This window comes from Brevibacillus sp. HB1.1, from assembly GCF_013332445.1.
GTDB lineage: Bacteria > Bacillota > Bacilli > Brevibacillales > Brevibacillaceae > Brevibacillus > Brevibacillus porteri.
The window spans coordinates 164,699-181,646 of the sequence record NZ_JABMIV010000012.1 but is presented as its reverse complement, the minus strand read 5'-3'; the positions used below and the strand labels follow the sequence as shown (position 1 = coordinate 181,646).

Annotated in this window: 20 protein-coding genes and 1 pseudogene; 4 read left to right on the top strand and 17 right to left on the bottom strand. The window is 49.5% G+C overall.

What is annotated here, in order from left to right:
• Positions 1–2,238 (bottom strand): hypothetical protein, encoded by a 2,238-nt coding sequence (locus tag HPY27_RS25550; protein WP_174226290.1) that lies wholly within the window; start codon positions 2,236–2,238, stop codon positions 1–3.
• A gap of 245 nt (positions 2,239–2,483) precedes the next feature.
• Here HPY27_RS25550 and HPY27_RS25545 point away from each other — a divergent pair.
• Together HPY27_RS25545 and HPY27_RS25540 are read left to right on the top strand one after the other, a co-directional pair.
• Positions 2,484–3,065: pseudogene (locus HPY27_RS25545) on the top strand (sigma-70 family RNA polymerase sigma factor).
• Complete coding sequence (locus HPY27_RS25540; protein ID WP_174226289.1) at positions 3,037–3,537, top strand: DUF3600 domain-containing protein; 501 nt, start codon at positions 3,037–3,039, stop codon at positions 3,535–3,537. The pseudogene HPY27_RS25545 and the gene HPY27_RS25540 overlap by 29 nt, the downstream one beginning before the upstream one ends.
• Positions 3,538–3,879: 342 nt before the next feature.
• On the opposite strand, the gene tsaD is transcribed toward HPY27_RS25540, so the two are convergent.
• The 6 genes from tsaD to HPY27_RS25510 all read right to left on the bottom strand — a co-directional run bounded on the left by tsaD (position 3,880) and on the right by HPY27_RS25510 (position 8,177).
• Entirely contained in the window at positions 3,880–4,962 is a 1,083-nt protein-coding gene (tsaD, locus tag HPY27_RS25535) for a tRNA (adenosine(37)-N6)-threonylcarbamoyltransferase complex transferase subunit TsaD (RefSeq protein ID WP_174226288.1), read from the bottom strand.
• Positions 4,962–5,417, bottom strand: coding sequence for a ribosomal protein S18-alanine N-acetyltransferase (gene rimI, locus HPY27_RS25530; protein WP_017246603.1), 456 nt, complete (start codon positions 5,415–5,417; stop codon positions 4,962–4,964). The genes tsaD and rimI overlap by 1 nt, the downstream gene beginning before the upstream one ends.
• A gap of 4 nt (positions 5,418–5,421) precedes the next feature.
• Positions 5,422–6,144 (bottom strand): tRNA (adenosine(37)-N6)-threonylcarbamoyltransferase complex dimerization subunit type 1 TsaB, encoded by a 723-nt coding sequence (gene tsaB, locus HPY27_RS25525; RefSeq protein ID WP_017246604.1) that lies wholly within the window; start codon positions 6,142–6,144, stop codon positions 5,422–5,424.
• Positions 6,125–6,595, bottom strand: a complete 471-nt coding sequence (gene tsaE / locus HPY27_RS25520; protein WP_026042899.1) for a tRNA (adenosine(37)-N6)-threonylcarbamoyltransferase complex ATPase subunit type 1 TsaE — start codon at positions 6,593–6,595, stop codon at positions 6,125–6,127. The genes tsaB and tsaE overlap by 20 nt, the downstream gene beginning before the upstream one ends.
• Positions 6,596–6,600: 5 nt before the next feature.
• Positions 6,601–7,617 carry a thiamine-phosphate kinase gene (thiL, locus tag HPY27_RS25515; RefSeq protein WP_017246606.1) on the bottom strand — a complete coding sequence of 339 codons (1,017 nt, stop codon included), beginning with the start codon at positions 7,615–7,617 and terminating at the stop codon, positions 6,601–6,603.
• A gap of 98 nt (positions 7,618–7,715) precedes the next feature.
• Positions 7,716–8,177 carry a SprT family protein gene (locus HPY27_RS25510; RefSeq protein ID WP_174226287.1) on the bottom strand — a complete coding sequence of 154 codons (462 nt, stop codon included), beginning with the start codon at positions 8,175–8,177 and terminating at the stop codon, positions 7,716–7,718.
• A 111-nt stretch (positions 8,178–8,288) separates the two neighbouring features.
• Between HPY27_RS25510 and HPY27_RS25505 the strand changes: the two genes are divergently transcribed.
• Together HPY27_RS25505 and cmpA are read left to right on the top strand one after the other, a co-directional pair.
• Positions 8,289–8,627: a hypothetical protein gene (locus tag HPY27_RS25505; protein ID WP_017246608.1), complete on the top strand. Its 339-nt coding sequence runs from the start codon at positions 8,289–8,291 to the stop codon at positions 8,625–8,627.
• A 76-nt stretch (positions 8,628–8,703) separates the two neighbouring features.
• Positions 8,704–8,826 (top strand): cortex morphogenetic protein CmpA, encoded by a 123-nt coding sequence (gene cmpA, locus HPY27_RS25500; RefSeq protein ID WP_012684250.1) that lies wholly within the window; start codon positions 8,704–8,706, stop codon positions 8,824–8,826.
• Positions 8,827–8,893: 67 nt separating this feature from the next.
• Here the strand turns inward: cmpA and HPY27_RS25495 are convergent, their stop codons facing one another.
• From HPY27_RS25495 to HPY27_RS25450, 10 genes are all read right to left on the bottom strand, one after another.
• Positions 8,894–11,056: a Tex family protein gene (locus tag HPY27_RS25495; protein WP_174226286.1), complete on the bottom strand. Its 2,163-nt coding sequence runs from the start codon at positions 11,054–11,056 to the stop codon at positions 8,894–8,896.
• A 97-nt stretch (positions 11,057–11,153) separates the two neighbouring features.
• Positions 11,154–11,942 (bottom strand): RNA polymerase sigma factor SigB, encoded by a 789-nt coding sequence (gene sigB / locus HPY27_RS25490; RefSeq protein ID WP_017246610.1) that lies wholly within the window; start codon positions 11,940–11,942, stop codon positions 11,154–11,156.
• Complete coding sequence (gene rsbW, locus HPY27_RS25485) at positions 11,911–12,405, bottom strand: anti-sigma B factor RsbW (RefSeq protein ID WP_017246611.1); 495 nt, start codon at positions 12,403–12,405, stop codon at positions 11,911–11,913. The genes sigB and rsbW overlap by 32 nt, the downstream gene beginning before the upstream one ends.
• Positions 12,405–12,731 (bottom strand): anti-sigma factor antagonist, encoded by a 327-nt coding sequence (locus tag HPY27_RS25480; RefSeq protein WP_017246612.1) that lies wholly within the window; start codon positions 12,729–12,731, stop codon positions 12,405–12,407. Before HPY27_RS25480 ends, rsbW begins: the two co-directional genes overlap by 1 nt.
• A 24-nt stretch (positions 12,732–12,755) precedes the next feature.
• On the bottom strand, positions 12,756–13,757 hold the full coding sequence (locus tag HPY27_RS25475) for a PP2C family protein-serine/threonine phosphatase (RefSeq protein WP_017246613.1): 1,002 nt from the start codon (positions 13,755–13,757) through the stop codon (positions 12,756–12,758).
• A gap of 5 nt (positions 13,758–13,762) precedes the next feature.
• The gene (locus tag HPY27_RS25470) at positions 13,763–14,191 is read right to left on the bottom strand and encodes an anti-sigma regulatory factor (protein WP_007721070.1); all 429 of its coding nucleotides are present in this window, start codon (positions 14,189–14,191) and stop codon (positions 13,763–13,765) included.
• Between the two features lie 208 nt (positions 14,192–14,399).
• Positions 14,400–14,750, bottom strand: a complete 351-nt coding sequence (locus tag HPY27_RS25465) for a type II toxin-antitoxin system PemK/MazF family toxin (protein WP_005830205.1) — start codon at positions 14,748–14,750, stop codon at positions 14,400–14,402.
• Positions 14,751–14,753: 3 nt separating this feature from the next.
• Positions 14,754–15,053: a CopG family ribbon-helix-helix protein gene (locus HPY27_RS25460; protein ID WP_016740787.1), complete on the bottom strand. Its 300-nt coding sequence runs from the start codon at positions 15,051–15,053 to the stop codon at positions 14,754–14,756.
• A 230-nt stretch (positions 15,054–15,283) separates the two neighbouring features.
• Positions 15,284–16,486: an alanine racemase gene (gene alr, locus HPY27_RS25455; protein ID WP_100169645.1), complete on the bottom strand. Its 1,203-nt coding sequence runs from the start codon at positions 16,484–16,486 to the stop codon at positions 15,284–15,286.
• Between the two features lie 2 nt (positions 16,487–16,488).
• Positions 16,489–16,929, bottom strand: a complete 441-nt coding sequence (locus HPY27_RS25450; protein WP_017247295.1) for a hypothetical protein — start codon at positions 16,927–16,929, stop codon at positions 16,489–16,491.
• Between the last annotated feature and the right edge of the window lie 19 nt (positions 16,930–16,948).

Genomic DNA, 16,948 nt, shown 5'->3' with positions numbered 1-16,948 from the left:
TCACGTAGAACAGCGCTCCTGCGCAGACTCCTCCAAGGCGGCATAGAGAGCAGGAACCACCAGAAAGGTAATGCAGGTAGCTGCTGTGACGATGCCTGAATCATTGAGGATCAGCCCAGCCAGTGCACCCACAATGACACCAGCAAAGCCTTTAGCCAAGTATGGCGTGTCCTTCGCCAGATGGTGCAAAAAGCGGTCGTTTCTCAAGGTGAGAACGCCTAGAGCAATCAGGGAGACGACAAATGCTTTGCTCCAAATGGAAACGCGAATCAAGCGGAGATTCATCGCCAGCTTGCGTTCAATCATCTGCCCTACCTCGGACCATTCCCCATGTACAATCTGCTGAGAAAGCCGTCCAACATGGGTCAAGGGCTGATCTGACATGAGACTGATCGCCATCAAACTGCATACACCCATAACCAGGCCGCCTGCCAACAGCAGGAGGCCTTTTTTGCCGATTCGCCAGCCCTCAAGACGTGACAATGCCACGGTAAATCCGATCAGCCCAGCAAGAAAACCACCTGCGTCTGTTCCCAGGTTCGGTGCCACCATGTAATAAAGCACGACACTGTATATGGCTGTGGAAACAGCAGGCAACCATTTATTTTCCTGACTTAGCTCCTTTTGTCCCCCACGAATTCTCTCGTACAGCGAAGTCACAAGCATGATCGTGCTGCCGATCAAGACCCCTTCGTATTCATTTCCTAGCCCGTAAAACCTCGCTCCGATTACCGGATCATACCCGAGGTACGATTGCCGCATCAAATGAGCGCCAGTCCATCCGTCCACGAGCAGAATGGCTGTCGTCACTCCGCTAACCGTCATCACGATTCGCGGGAGAGCATGGGCTTCCTGCCAAAAGGCCGCAATCAGGGCAGTCATGATGAGCCCCCCCAAGACAACCGCGCCAGAAACCTGCCAGTCGAGCAGGCTCTCTGCCAAAAGCAATGCGGGAAACCATAATAAAGCCAGCAGCGCCAGACGTATTCCTCTACGAAGTCGCAAAAGTCCTGCCCCTTCTCTCTTCCTCCCAAACCACCAAAGCACGACCGCACACCCAACAATGACAATCTGCAGCATGACGTAGGTATAGAGCACTGCTGGGCGTGTCGCATACGTATGATGAATCTCACCTACCTGATTCTGAAAGGCAGTGAGTCCATTCCCTTTTTCGATACGTATGACATGACCAGCCAACCCTTTTGGTACGGGTACGTCCAGCCAAGACAGTATGGTTGGTACCATATCGAGTCCACTGACCAATCCCGACTGCCTCGTGGTAGCTGATGTCAAAACTCCACTCGCTTTCTCTCCCCAAATGAACACTGGAGTTAAGAGAGCCTTTTCTTTTGTCGCCACATGATTGACAGCTGGTGATACCAATACAATGCGTTGGTGTGGTTTACGTTCCACAAGGAGCTGGTCAAGGAAAAGGGACAAGTCGTGCAAAACGCGCTGATACTGCCGGGTAAACTGACCTGGGTCCATATCCGCACTCAACTGGTATAACCGGGATAAATCTGAGAGTTGAGCAATGATCAAGCCCGCTTGACGCTCGCTGTGGATTTTCTCAAGCAGGTAAGTGTAGTTTGTCTTGATCCCGTACGGATAGCCACGAAGGAGCTCCATGCTTTTTGTAGAAATGTCACCTGTCGGAACCCTTCCTTGCTGATCCATCGCAAACAAAACGGCATGTCTCTGTCGTGCATCCTCATAGTCACCGTTTCCATATAAAGCGACCTGAATGTTGTTTGCAGCAAGCACGGTCCCAAGGAGCCCGATTTGCGCAGAATACGGTTTCTCCCGATTATCTGCCAAGAGCCGGAAAATACCCGGAAAAATAATCGAGGAGCGCGCCACCTCCTGCGCCTGATCACTCCCCAGCTCTTGCGCCCGTTCACCGGCTGTTTCCCTGGTAGAGAGCGATTCATACGGATGATAGCCTGTCCCGCTCTTTTCAGAGTAAAGCGCTTGTCCGCCGCTCCCCATGAGCAGGTAGCCGTTTGCGGCTGTGCGTGATCCGGGTGTTCTTATGGACAGAGCCCCAGCTCCTGCATCACCCAACCATTTATCCACAGTAGATAACTTTTTGAGCTGCTCCAGATCATGAAACGACATCCCCTCCACAAACAGCAAGATGACCTGTTGTTTTTCCTTTGCTATCAATGGTTTTCCTATATTTGTAGCTAGAAACAATATCAGGAATGACAAGCAAATCAGCGCGAGTTTCTTTCTCACGAGTCTCCCTCCTGTTGATAACTCGACTTTTTTATCCACATTTTCCACAGAACAATCCACAGAGTACATGCGGTTTTCCCGGTCATTTTCTCGTGTTATCACCAGTATTCACAGGAGTATATGTGAACAATCCAGAAAGTTATCCTATGATGTGGATAAATCATATACAGATGGACGAAAAACAACTGAACCTTTTTGCCTCTGTTAGCGAATATAGGGGTGTAATACGTTCTGGAGGGCCCCCCATGAATGATAAAGAGTTACTCCCTTGGCTGGAAAAGATGCTGACGGGAGACGAAGCAGCTTTTCGCGTCGTTTATCAAGCTACGCACACCGATGTTCATCGTACGATCGCTTTTCTTGTCTACAACAAGCAAGACATCGAAGACATTGTGAACGAGACCTATATTCGTATGTGGCGTTCTTTTCACACCTATGACCAGAATCGGCCATTTCGATTTTGGCTTCACGGGATCACTGTTCGTCAGGTGCAGGACTGGAAAAGAAAGGCTTGGTGAAAAATACAGCTCTTTGAACGAAACCGCCTCATGCCCAATGAGCAATTTGATTGGACAGATTCCGAAGTAATCAAATCAGAGACACAGCTCGAATTGCTCGGAGTGGTTCGTACACTTTCGTACAAGTTACGCGTAGTGATCATTCTGCGCTATTTTCACGATTATGCGCTGGATGAAATCGCCGAGTTGCTGCAAATCCCGCTGGGTACCGTGAAATCCAGGCATCATCTGGCACTGAAGGCACTACGCAAGCATTGCGAATTAACGGGAGGAGACTCTTATGTCCATAGACAAACAACTACGCGATGAGCTTCTTCAACATGCTGAATCGTTGAAAATCCCACCCGAGATCGAGAGTCGTGTGTACCTCTCCTATCAAAATGACTTCTTGCAAAAGAAAGGAAGATTTTTGATGAAAAAACGATTGTTAAGTGGAATCGTAGCAGTGGCTATCCTAATTCCAACGGCAGCCTTAGCTACACCTTATTTGGCTAATCAAATCTTCGGGTCATCGCAAACTATCATCGAACGTGGTGGCACACAGGAAGATTATCAGGAAATCGAGAAATTGTTTCAGGAAGCGAAAAGCAAGTTGACGGAAGAAGAGTACGCGGAGTTTTCGGCAGTTATGAAACAACTCATGGATTTAAAAATAAAGATTACGGATCAGAACGGGGTTATGCATGAAGATCAATTGACTGCTGAGGAACGGAAGCAGTTTGTAGAGATACTCCCCCAAAAAGCCGCACCCTATTTCGAAAAGATACGTGGTGGCAAATAAAAAAGAGGGCTATCCGTCTTGGGTGGTCCCTCTTTTTCTTGTATTGATATGTTGAAAAAGCCTCGTAGGAAGAAGCGCATTTCCAGTCCAAGCGCCTCTGGAGCCCACCTCAGCGTAGGATTGAATGTCGGGGAATTTCAGCTTCACTTATGAACGACTTCATCGAAACTTCTACGTTTGAAGCGCTCCCGACATTCAATCCGGAGCGGACAGTCTAACCCCTTGCAGGGCGTAGGCCGAAGCGTAAACTGGAAATGCGCTTCTTCCCCCACTACAGCCGCTCGTTTAAACAAACAAAAAAAAGCATCTCTGATCCAACTTCAGAGATGCTTTTCATTCACTCTATTGTTCAGAAAGAGACAAGCTTGGGACCCCGTTCAAATTAAGCCCCTCAAACTGTCCTTTTTCATACTTGATAAAGCCTGCCGCCGCAATCATCGCCGCGTTATCCGTGCATAGCGTGAACGGTGGAATCACCAACGGAATTCCATCTGCCTCACACCTTGCTTGCAATCGCTCACGTAATCCGCGATTCGCCGCAACGCCGCCCGCCAGCAATACCTGCTTCGCTCCATGAGAACGAGCTGCCCGAATCGTCTTTTCTACGAGCACTTCTGTTACAGAATCTTGGAAGCTCGCAGCCAGATTCGCCGGTTCGATCGTCTCTCCTCGCTGAGCTGCATTGTGCAAGGTATTGAGCACAGCTGACTTCAATCCACTGAAGCTGAAATCGTAGGAGTCTGGCTCCAGCCATGAACGAGGGAGCGGTACATTTGCCTCCCCTTCATGTGCGAGGCGATCAATATGAGGTCCTCCTGGATACGGCATATTCAGTGCTCGTGCTACCTTGTCATACGCTTCCCCTGCAGCGTCATCTCGCGTTTCCCCTAAAATCTCGAACTGACCGTGCTCCTTCATCCAGACAAGCTCTGTATGCCCGCCCGATACGACGAGTGCGATCAGCGGAAACTCCATTTCTTGCACCAGACGATTCGCGTAAATATGACCCGCGATATGATGCACGCCAATAAGTGGGATGCCTCTGGCCATGGAAATAGCTTTTGCTGCTGCCACGCCAACTAACAGGGCTCCGACAAGCCCAGGCCCGTACGTCACCGCAATTGCCTGGATGTCATCCAACGTTTTCCCAGCCTCAGTCAGTGCCTCTTCGATGGTCAGCGTAATATTCTCTACATGTCTGCGAGAAGCCACCTCTGGCACGACTCCGCCAAACCTTTTATGGATATCAGCTTGGGAAGCAATGACGTTCGACAGCACCTCTCGGCCATCACGGATGACAGCAGCCGATGTCTCGTCGCAGCTTGTTTCAATTCCTAAAATATAAGTAGGAGCACCTGATTCCCTATGTGCTTCGTATTTTTGCTGTATGCGCTTCTCGTAGCGCGACGTATACGTCTTGTTCATTACAATGTCACCCACATAATGATTGCGTCCTCATTGTTATCCGAATAATATCCCTTGCGCCGCCCATGCTCTTTAAAGCCGAGCTTGATATACATGTTCCGCGCGACTGTGTTCGAAGGTCGAACTTCCAGCGTCATGCTATGGGCACCCTGCATCTTGGCAACACCCATCATTTTGATCATCAGCGCCAATCCAACCTTCTTTCCACGATACAGTGGATGGACGGCGATATTTGTAATATGTGCCTCATCGATCACGATCCACATGCCGCAGTAAGCGATAACCCTATTTTGGTGAGCGACGACTACATAGCGTGCATTTGGATTTCTCGTCAGCTCGTTAACAAATGCATCATGCGGCCATGGAGTTGTAAAAGCCAAGCGCTCCAGCTCTGCTACAGCCCCAACGTCCTGCATCGTCATATAACGATATTCCAAATCGATTGGTTGACTCATGCTTTTACTCCTTTACGGCCCCCGCCTGCTTTTGGGCAAGCCACTTCGCTTCTGCTTCTGCCAGTTGCAAATACTCTGGAACCAGTTCATGCGCATTTCCGCCGTCTTGAAGCTTGCGCAGTGCCACATAGCCGATATGGGCAGCCCGCGGATGATTGAACGCTGGGGAAGCGAATTGCGCCTGATTCCCGAGCTCTTGCACAATCGTCTCCCGATGCAGCCTTACATCTTCACCCAAGAACAAGATCGGTTCTCCTTGCGCCAGGTCTCGCAACAGTGGCAGCCATTCTCGCAACAGGATGATTTGTTCTGTGGACTGCGCTCGCACCGCCTCCATGCCATGGGAACGATAACAGCCGGTATACACTTGACCTCTACGCGCATCGAACAGCGGCACAATCAATCCAGAGAAGCCTGTGGCATTCATGGCGATTACCTCCAGACTGGATACACCGATGACTGGCACATTCAGTGACCAAGCCATGCTTTTCGCAGAGGCAACGCCGATTCTCACGCCCGTGTAGGAGCCCGGTCCGTTTGCCACCCCGAAGCCGCTGAGTTCCTCTGGTGCTGTTCCTGTTGCATCGAGCAGTTCACTGACGCAGTCCATCAGACGCACGGAATGATTTTTTTGCTGGTTCGTCGTCATTTCTGCCAAGACCCGCTCTTCCTCTACCACAGCTACACTTAGCACCAGATTCGATGTATCAATCGCTAGTACGCGCATCAAAATCAAACTCCTCACACAATTTCACATAACGATTCCCTTGAGGAACCAGCTCGATCATCCGCTGTTCCTCCCCATCTCTACGCAGGAAGACGGTCATCCGATCTGTCGGCAGGACATCCTCGATCAAAGACGCCCACTCTACGACACAGACACCTTCTCCAAAAAAGTAATCGTCCAGACCAAGAGAGTCTGGATCATCGCCTACCCGGTAGACATCCATATGATAAAGCGGCAAGCGCCCCTGATATTCTTTTATGATAGTAAAGGTCGGACTGTTCACTACTTGTCGGACTCCTAGTCCTTTAGCCAACCCCTGGGTAAAAGTTGTCTTGCCCGCCCCCAGATCTCCCTCCATCGCGAGGAAGTCACCTGGTTCAAGCAGACCTGCCAGTTGCTCGGCAAAGCGCTGCGTCTCCTGCGCTCCCGTGAGCCTCCATGTATAGCTCATCTCTTTCATCCACTCCTAAAATGGTTGAATCCCGCTTTGGGTAACGGGAGCTGTTGATCATCGCGCCGAAGCATCAATTCTGGCTCATGCGTTTTTCCTACCACCTCACCGATGACAGTAAACGGTACACCACTAGCGGCAAATTGCTTGCTTACGGCTTCGTAGTGACTTTTCGCAAGCGTTCCGACCAATTGATAATCTTCACCGCCATAAAAAGCCCATTCCAGCGGATCTTTTTCTACGTGCTGTGCATACTCCCGAACTTCGTCATGGATCGGTACTGTTGCAGCATCGACCAAAATCGATACGCCGCTCGCCTCGGCAATCTCCCAGAGCTCTGATGCAAGTCCATCACTGACATCATTCAGCGCACTGCATGCCCCAGATTCCAGGAGCAGTCTGCCCGCCTTTATTTGGGCAACGGGACGCTGATGGGCATCCATTAATGTCTCCCAAGGTAAAGAGACGCCTCTTTCAGCAGTCTCGCCTTGCAGGAGAAGATGTAGTCCTGCTGCAGAAGTTCCGACATGCCCTGTAACAAAAACAAGCTGCCCAGGCTTTGCCTGTGAACGACGAATGGCACGCCCTTTTTCTACCTCTCCCAGTACGGTGACACTCAGGTGTAGGGCATCAGGTGCAGAAACGGTATCGCCACCAATGACACGAACTCCATATGCCTGACAAGCCTCGTAAATACCTTCATAGATTTGCTGGCATTCGTCAGGCGTCCATTGCGGACTTACCGCGATACTGACAAGCGCATACCGGGCAACCCCGCCCATCGCTGCAACATCACTCACATTGCTGATAACAGCCTTATATCCGATATCACTAGGATTCATCGTTTTCTTCAAAAAATGAACCGTCTCCACCATCGCATCGCAACAAGCCACGACTTCCATTTCTGGCGCTGGGGAGAAGACAGCGGCATCATCCCCTATCCCGACGGTCAAACCGTTCCCTTCCTGCCCCGCAGAACGACTCGTCCATTGCCGGATCAGGGAAAATTCGTCGTGTGCCACTTCAAACGCTCCTTTTCCTTCGCGGAAAACATTTTTCGTCTGTTCATTATACCCCTGCTGTCAAAAGACGCGCAAGAAAGCCCAACCCCTCTGACTCTTTACGTCACAAGCTCGCGCAACAGCAGCTTTCCTTTGCAGCGTCCGCAACGATAGCGGCTTGGGTTCATCTTTCGTTTGCGTTTGTAGCTCATGCCACATGCCTTGCAAACCAGCTCGTAGCGATAAGGCAGGGTCGTCCGACCGTTTCCTACCTGTTGACAGTATCGGCTTCCACCCACTTGACGTAGAAGTAGTTGAAAATCCCGATCAACGTGACGATACCCGCGCTTTTCTATGTGCAAATGATAATGGCAAAGTTCATGCTTGATGATCGCAATCAATTCCCCCACACCATGCTCCTGCAAATGCTTCGGATTCAATTCAATATCATGCGAGCGCAGCAAGTACCTTCCGCCAGTCGTGCGCAATCTGCTGTTAAAGCGGGCCTGATGGCGAAAGGGCTTGGCAAAAAATTCGCTGGATATCTGCTCTACCAGCATTTGCAGTTCCGAATCGGTCATCTCATCTCCTCCGCTTCCTTCCTTTCACCATAGCAGTTCCAGTTGAAAAGTGCCAGACAGATAGGCTACACTGAGTGCAAATAAACGGTAGACAGAATGGTGGAGGAGCTCATGCGCTATTTGTTGTTGCAGTCCAGTGACGGACTACAGTTTGTCTCGTTGCCCGAATCGCATATGTACCAATTAATCGCTCTATTGAAACGACTTTACAAGGAAATTGACAAATTGACGATCACAGAGCGCCCGGAATTGCCTACTGTTCTGGCAGACTGTGCGGATGTGGAACGGTTAGAGAGCGGGCTTTCGATCGTGGATGGTTTGGAGTACGTCAGTGGTCTGGAGCGCCGCTTTGCTGCCCTACAAGAGACCGAGTATCCACTCATCTCTTTATTGACAGAGATCCGTGCCCTGCAAGCCCAATTGGAGTATTTGCACGAAGAAGAAGAGTAAATGAAAATTCTAGGCACCTCCTGCTCGTCTCGGCGCATACATTGCCTATAGACGAATATCTCCAGGGGGTACTTTCATGCCACAATGGATGCGCAGGCAGTTGCAACGTGCCTTTAATGGGAAGGACGTTCGCCAAATTCGTGTGCTCAACAGTTGCTGGTTCTTATATTTAGAAAAAAATGGCGGCCGCCCTGACTGACAGGAGGCCGCCTTTTAGTTCATGTTCAAAAAGTCGTCTTTTCAGCACCGAGAAAGTGGCGAGAACTTTATCCTTCCGTTGGTGCGATCATGGTCATCCCTACACGCTGACGTTTCTCGTCAATTTCTACTACCCATACATCTACGATATCGCCAACCGTCACCACTTCAAGCGGATGTTTCACAAAGCCCTTCTTCAAACGGGAAATGTGCACGAGTCCGTCGTTTTTCAGACCGATATCCACAAACGCTCCGAAGTCGACCACGTTGCGCACAGTACCTTGCAGCTTCATGCCCACACTTAGATCAGACAGCTGGAGGACATCACTTCGCAAGAGTGGTTTTGGCAGCTCGTCACGCGGGTCGCGACCAGGACGCAAGAGGCTGTCCACAATGTCTTGCAGCGTTGGCTCGCCAATCCCAAGCTTCACAGCGGTCTCTTTTACATCCAAAGACTGTACGCGTTCCTTGCAGTTCTCACTGCCGATCTCTTGAGCGCTAATGCCCAGCATCGACAATAGCTGGTGGGTCGCATCGTACGATTCCGGGTGGATCGGTGTTTTGTCCAGCGGATTCGCTCCCTCCATCACACGGAGAAACCCGATGCACTGCTCGTACGTTTTAGCACCCAAGCGCGGAACAGCCTTCAACTGGGAGCGCTCCGTGAACTTCCCGATCTCGTCCCGTTTTTTCACGATATTCCCCGCTACTTGACGGCTGATCCCTGATACATACTGCAATAGAGAAGGAGAAGCGGTATTCACATCTACTCCGACATGGTTTACCGCAGACTCAACCACAAACTGTAGGCTGTCTGCCAGCCGCGATTGGGAAACATCGTGCTGGTACTGACCAACCCCGACGGACTTCGGATCGATTTTGACCAACTCAGCAAGCGGGTCCTGCAAACGACGCGCGATCGAAGCCGCACTTCGCTCTGCTACATCCAAGTCCGGGAATTCTTCCTTGGCCAGGGGGGAAGCAGAATACACGGATGCACCTGCCTCGTTCACGATGATGTACATTACCTCTCGCTTCAGCTCTTTCAGCAGCGTGGCAATGAACTGTTCTGTCTCGCGCGAAGCAGTACCGTTCCCAATCGCCACAACCGTAACCCCATAGGTTTCGATCAACTGTTTCACTTTCAGTGTAGCTTCTGCCACTTTATTCGCCGGAGGGGTCGGATAAACGACGGCAACCTCCAGCAGTTTGCCAGTTTCGTCTACAACGGCGAGCTTACAGCCTGTCCGAAACGCCGGATCGACCCCAAGGACGACTTTGCCTTTTACAGGCGGTTGAAGCAGCAAATTGCGCAGGTTTTCTGCAAAGATGTGAATAGCACGTTCCTCGGCTGCCTCTGTCAGCTCCGCGCGCACCTCTCGTTCAATAGAAGGAGCAATCAGACGTTTATACGCGTCCTCGACTGTCAATGTCAGCAGATCGCGGGCAACTGTATCACGAGGAAGGGTGCGTTTTTGCATCCAAGCCAAAATCTCTGCGACAGGCGCTTCAATGGAAACCTTCAAAATGCCTTCGTTTTCTCCCCGATTGATGGCCAGCACCCGATGTGGAACGACCTTTTTCAGAGGCTCACTATATGCGTAATACATTTGGTATACATTTTTCTCGTCTGCTTCTTCGGCTTTCTGCTCAGTCAAAAGCAATCCTTTTTGCACGGAGCGTTGACGAACCCACTGGCGAATTTCTGGGTCATCAGACAGAAGTTCCGCCACGATGTCCATTGCTCCTTGCAGAGCTTGCTCAGTCGTCTCTACGCCTTTTTCCGGGTTGATATATGCTTTTGCTTCTTCTTCCGGATTCCCAGTTTTCGGTAAACTCATGAGGTAGTTGGCAAGTGGCTCTAGTCCCTTCTCCTTGGCCATGGTTGCACGCGTGCGGCGTTTTTGGCGGTAAGGACGGTACAGGTCTTCTACCTCTTGCAGCTTTGTCGCACGCTCAATAGCTGCGCGGAGCTCGTCCGTCAGCTTGCCTTGCTCATCGATGAGCCGAACGACTTCTTCCTTCCGCACTGACAGGTTGCGTAAATAGCGAACGCGTTCCTCAATCGCTCGAATTTGCGTTTCATCTAGCTGCCCCGTCATTTCTTTGCGGTAGCGGGCAATAAAAGGAACCGTGTTTCCTTCATCCAGAAGAGCAACTGTGCGCTCCACCTGGTGAGGTTTGACACCCGTATCTTGGGCGATTGTCTGGATCATCAACGTAAGCTCCATACCTGTCCTCCTGCGCTCATTCTTCGTCGTTTATTGTATCACATTTGCTAACAAGGACTGGAAAAAGGGAAGAAAAAAGAGGAGCCACTTGGCCCCTCTACGTCACGATTTCCAGCTGTTCCACTTTCAATGCTTCTCTCAGCTTGCCCAACGCCCTGCGCTGAAGGCGGGAAATATGCATCTGCGACATCCCCATGATGTCCCCAGCTTGCTTCTGACTCAAATTTTGATAAAAAGTTAATTGAATGATTTCTTTTTCACGGTGATCCAAAATTTGCAGGGCCCGCTCCAGCATCAGATTCTGCTCGACTGCTCCGTACCCTTCTTCCGTCGTCCCCACTAGGTCGAGTAAAGAAATCGTGTTGCCGTCCAGATCCGCTTCGAGCTCGCTGTCCATAGAGAGAGAATGGTAGCTGCGGCCCATCTCCAAGGTTTCCAGAATCGCTTCCTCTGTAACGCCGAGGCTGTTGGCAATGTCCGCAATTTGGGGAGAACGCTGCAGCTTGATCGTGAGCTCGTCGACCACCCGTTTGATCTTCGGGCTCAGTTCCTTTACTCTGCGCGGAACATAGACACTCCATGTCTTGTCCCGAATATAGCGCTTTATCTCTCCCACAATGGTCGGGATCGCAAAGCTCTCAAATGTCCGCTCAAAACTAGGGTCGAACCGACGAAAGGAAGCAAGCAGGCCGATTAATCCGACTTGCACGAGGTCTTCATACATGACTTGTCCGCGAACAAACTTCTTCGCTAACGATTCCACAAGAGGAGTATAGGCCCTCACCAGTTGTTCCTGTATCGCAGGATCTTTTGTTTCACCATACAGGTGGATGAGCTCCTTTAACTCCTCTGGACTATATTTCTGCTTCCGAGATTGTCCAGTCATTGCCAGCCACCCCATCCTGCCGAACATACTTGGTCATGGAGACTACCACCCCTGATTCAGAGCGAGTCTCCACCTCATCCATAAGCGTGTGAATGAGATAGAGCCCGAGGCCGCCCTCATCCAAATCCTCTAGGCTTTTCCCTGCATAAATCGGCGTCAGTTGCTCAGCAATGAGCTCATTTGAAAATCCTACCCCCTGATCGCTTACCTCGATCACAAACCGATCTTCATAAACGTGGCATTGGATATGAATAGAGCCTGGATTCTCTGTTTCCTTGTATGCATGTCTTACTACATTCGTGCATGCTTCTCCGACGGCAAGCTTGATATCCTCAATCTCTTCATAAGAAAAGCCCATACGGTTGGCTATACCGGATACAGTCAGACGCGCTACTCCCAAATACTCCGCCTTGCTTGGCAAAGTCAATTGAATCACGTCTGCCTGAGGTCTATTTGGACCCATTACTCGCTCTCTCCTTTGCGGATGGCAATATGATCGTATAAGCCAGTGATGCGAAATAGCCTTTCCACACGCGGAGACAATTTGTGCACCTCAAATGTACAATTTCGTTGGATGCACTCTTTCATAATCCCGATGAAAATTCCGATTCCGGTACTGTCCATGTATTCTACGGCTTCCAAATCAACCGTAATGTGATTGATATCCGGCTTGGAGACGAGTGACATGAGTGTTTCCTTTACTTTCGGCGCTGTAAAAGCATCAATATCTCCACCAAGGACCACTCGGTGCTCAGTTTCAAGGCTCGTTGTCTTAATTAGCAGGTCCATCTGCGTCTACCCCCCGTACGTTGCTTAGGTTCTTCGAAGTACAATCATGGTGTAATCATCCAGCAGGTCAAATCGGGAGAGCAGAAGCAGTCTATTGTACAGGCCGTTTGCCATCTTTTGGGCAGATTCGCCCACCTCTTTTTGCAAATGGTGTACAAGCTCTTCCCTTTGCAAATAGTATCGGTTATTTTTGCATTCTGTTACACCATCCGTCAGAAGAATCAGAACATCATTTATCTCTAAATGAATCTCCTGAACCTCGTATGCACTGTTTGGGTGTAACCCGAGTACATTCCCTCGACCTTCGAGATCGTAGAACTTCCCTTCGGCCGACCTGTACAAAAATCCTGGCTCGTGTCCTGCCGTCGCGTAGCGGAAACAGTGTTTCTTCGAGTCGTAGCTGCCAAACAGCATCGTCACAAACATGCTCGGATCAATATTTCTTTCCACGATCCGGTTTAAATGGTGCAGCATTTCATCGGGACCCAGCTCCATTTGTCCAAGGCTGTCTATCGCATATTTCACCATCGACATACACATTGCAGCAGGCATTCCTTTTCCGGTAATGTCTGCTATGGCGAGGCCAAAACGCCCTTCACTTTGCTCAATGAAGTCGTAATAGTCGCCCGAGATTTGTTTCGCAGCAATACTCACTACGCCAATCTCCAGTTCTGGATAGACTGGAACCTCACTTGGCAAAAGTGATTGCTGCATCGCTTTCGCCACCGCTATTTCTGATTCCATCTGCTGATGCCTATTGCGCCAGCTGTTTACGGAGCGATGCTCGTTCCCATATTCAATCATGATCTCTGTCAAAATGGAGAAGGAGGAGCGCACAAACTCTGGCACTTCCCCGAGCTGCTCAAGTGCTCGCGCATGCAAATCAATTATTTCTTCTGGCGAAATATCTTGAGAAAGCATCCATTTGCCCAACTGCTGGGCTCCGTAAAGCTGGTCCTCCCCTTGAGCACTCAGGTAATCCCGAAGAATTTTTACATACTCTTCCTGGAAGCTCCGGGTTACCATTTATCTCATTCCTCCTTTGCTTGATCGCTCCACTTCACAACAACGACACGAGTCCCTTCTCCCAGGGTACTGTGGATCTCAAATTCATCCATCATGCGCCTGACACCCGGTAATCCAGCCCCGAGGGCACCCGAAGTCGAATAGCCATCATCTAACGCCTGGCGAATATCAGGAATCCCTGGCCCGCTGTCATTCGCTGTTATTTGCAAGCCGATCACTCCTTCTCGCTCAATCGGCGAAATAGTGATCGTCCCCGTACCCGCATACAAATAAATATTGCGAGCCAACTCAGAGATTGACGTGGCGATGCGGGACTGCGTGATCGTGCCAAAGCCAAACAACTTCGACATATTTCGCCCCACTTGCCGCGCCGTCACGATGTCTGATTCTTGTTCTATATTGATTGTCTCAGGAGAATAGTCTGCCACAACCAAAAAAACCCCTTCCGCCTCGCTTGGTAGGTAGAAATGAGTTTTTTCTCTACCTCGAAAAATAAATCATATTGTGTCACATTTTGTCTTATATTCTCTTTTCGAACAGTTCGCTGTTCACCTATAAAATCCCTGCAAATCTGACAGCAAAAAACCACTTGCTTCACTCAAGTGGCTTTTCCTATCCAATAGTCTGATCTTTTTTCACACGTTAAAAATCAATGAGTCCTAAACTGATTTGCAAGGATTCATTAACCCGATCCATCATCTCGTCATCGAGATGCGTTATTTTATCAGTTAGACGTTGTTTGTCAATGGTTCGTATTTGTTCCAACAGAATGACGGAGTCACGATCAAATCCATAAGTTTTTGCGTCAATTTCCACATGCGTAGGCAGCTTCGCCTTTTGAATCTGCGCTGTAATGGCTGCGACGATGACCGTCGGACTAAATCGATTTCCAATGTCGTTTTGAATGACTAAAACAGGCCGTACGCCTCCTTGCTCAGAGCCAACGACCGGGGACAGGTCCGCGAAAAATACATCGCCACGTTTGACAATCACCAGTCACACCCCGCTAACTAAGCGGACAAGAGTATGGTCAGCCTCTTGTTCAGCGCCAAAAGCCTCCGATGCCATATTCAGATTGATCTTCGCCATCTCCATGTACCCTTTTTGCATGGTCTCACGGATTGTGCGCTTTTTTCGCTCTTTCAAATACAAATGCATCGCTTGACGAATAAACTCGCTGCGATTGGATTTTTCCTTTTGAATAACGCCATCCACTTCCTGAAGCAAGTGTTGTGGCAAGCTGATCATGATGCGTTTCGTGTTTGACTTCGACAAGACAAATCCACCTCCAACCATGACCGTAACTTCCATCCGCTATGCTAGTTCTAGAAAGAACAGCCAATATGAACAATACCATTATGTCGAATCCATTGCAAAAATATACCTACTGTGCGCTTTTTCGGTGAGAAAACGTGAGTGTAAACAATCCAAAGGTGCAGGTGAAGACTTCGTTTACCCAAAAAAGCCAGCTTTTTCGCTTAACTAGTATTCGTGTTCCACGGGAAAATTCCTGCTGATTTCCCTTGCTAGTTATTTACATTTTCACGGGACGAGTGCTTCATTGTCAATGGGTGAAATACGTCCGTTACTTTCTGGTCGCGCAAATAGAGGCGCGGAATTCGGTAATTCAGCATACAAGGAACCTCGTAATTAATTGTTCCCAGCAAATCGGCAATTTCATCCAAGGAGATTTCCTCGTCCCCCTGCTTGCCATACAAGACGACCTCGTCATTGACCGCTGCTTCTGTCGAATTCAGGCTGACCATGATTTGGTCCATACAAACTCTGCCTGCAATCGGGTAGCGCGATCCATTGTACAACACCTCACCACGATTGGACAAAAGGCGAGAATAGCCATCTGCGTATCCGATCGGCAGCGTTGCAATCCATTCGTCAGGCTTTGCTGCATACGTAGCACCATAGCTGACCGTGAATGGCTCATCTGCCTTCTTTACGTGGGCAATTCTGGTCTTGAGCGCCAGGGCAGGGGCAAGAATGACATCCGCACGTTCTTTCATGTACAAAGAAGGATACAATCCGTATAAACCTATGCCTAAACGAATCGTATCATACCCCCAATCGGGAAATGCGATTGCCGCCGCCGTATTGCAGCAATGGACGGACGGCAATGTTTTATTTGCTTCACGCAGCGCTTGCAAAAAGGATTGAAACAAGTCGTGTTGTCGTCGCACATGGGTTGTATCTGGTTCATCCGCGCAGGCAAAATGCGTAAAAATACCTGTCCACTTCAGCTTAGAGCATTCTTCAAGGGCATCTACAACCGCAAGTAAATCTTCCTTTGTCCGAACGCCCAAACGTCCCATGCCCGTATCGGTCTTTACATGAATCCCGATAGGCTTGTGATCATTTTTCTGAAGAATGTCGTTCGCTTCCGTGATCCATTCGACGCTGTAAGCGGTTAACTCCACTTCCAGCTCGCTTGCAGTGACAATGGATTCGACAGGTGTGTATCCCAACACTAAAATCGGCGCTGTGATCCCTGCCCTCCGCAAAATAAGCGCTTCATCGAGCAATGCGACTGCAAGTGAATCTGCACCGCTCGCCAACGCTTCTTTTCCAACATGGACAGCGCCATGACCATACCCGTCTGCTTTCACAACAGCCATAATACCCGTTTTTTCTGGCAAATGGCGTTTGAATGTCTCGAGGTTCGCCCGGATGGCATCCAAATCAACCTCTACCCAAGTGTCACGACAAAACGATTTCATTCCTATCTCCTCTTGTTCCCTTTTTTATAGTAAAACAAGCGTTCATTTAAATGACTGAGAAATTGCCTGGAAACCATCAGTGATTCCTTTTTGCCGCCTACACGATAAAAATGACGGCCTTCATAAATTTGCTCGACTTCAGACAGCGGGTAGCTCTTTTCCTGTCCTGACATGGAAATAATCAGGTGGGTCTTGGTCAGCTTGTACACCGGACGAAATACCGATTTGTACAGAAACGGAGACAATCCAACAACAGCAATGGCAATGGCGAAAACAAGCACCTTGAATCTCGTGTCATTGGTCGGGAAAAATTGAGCGAGAATCATCATCCCCAGTACAAACATGACAGTCTCGTTAATGCGCATTTTCCAGCTTTTTCGCAGGAGCATGTCTTTGTAGGTCGATGCTTCCTCGTACAAAACTTCGTTAGACGGTTTCTTCATGTAAAGCATGCCACCTCAT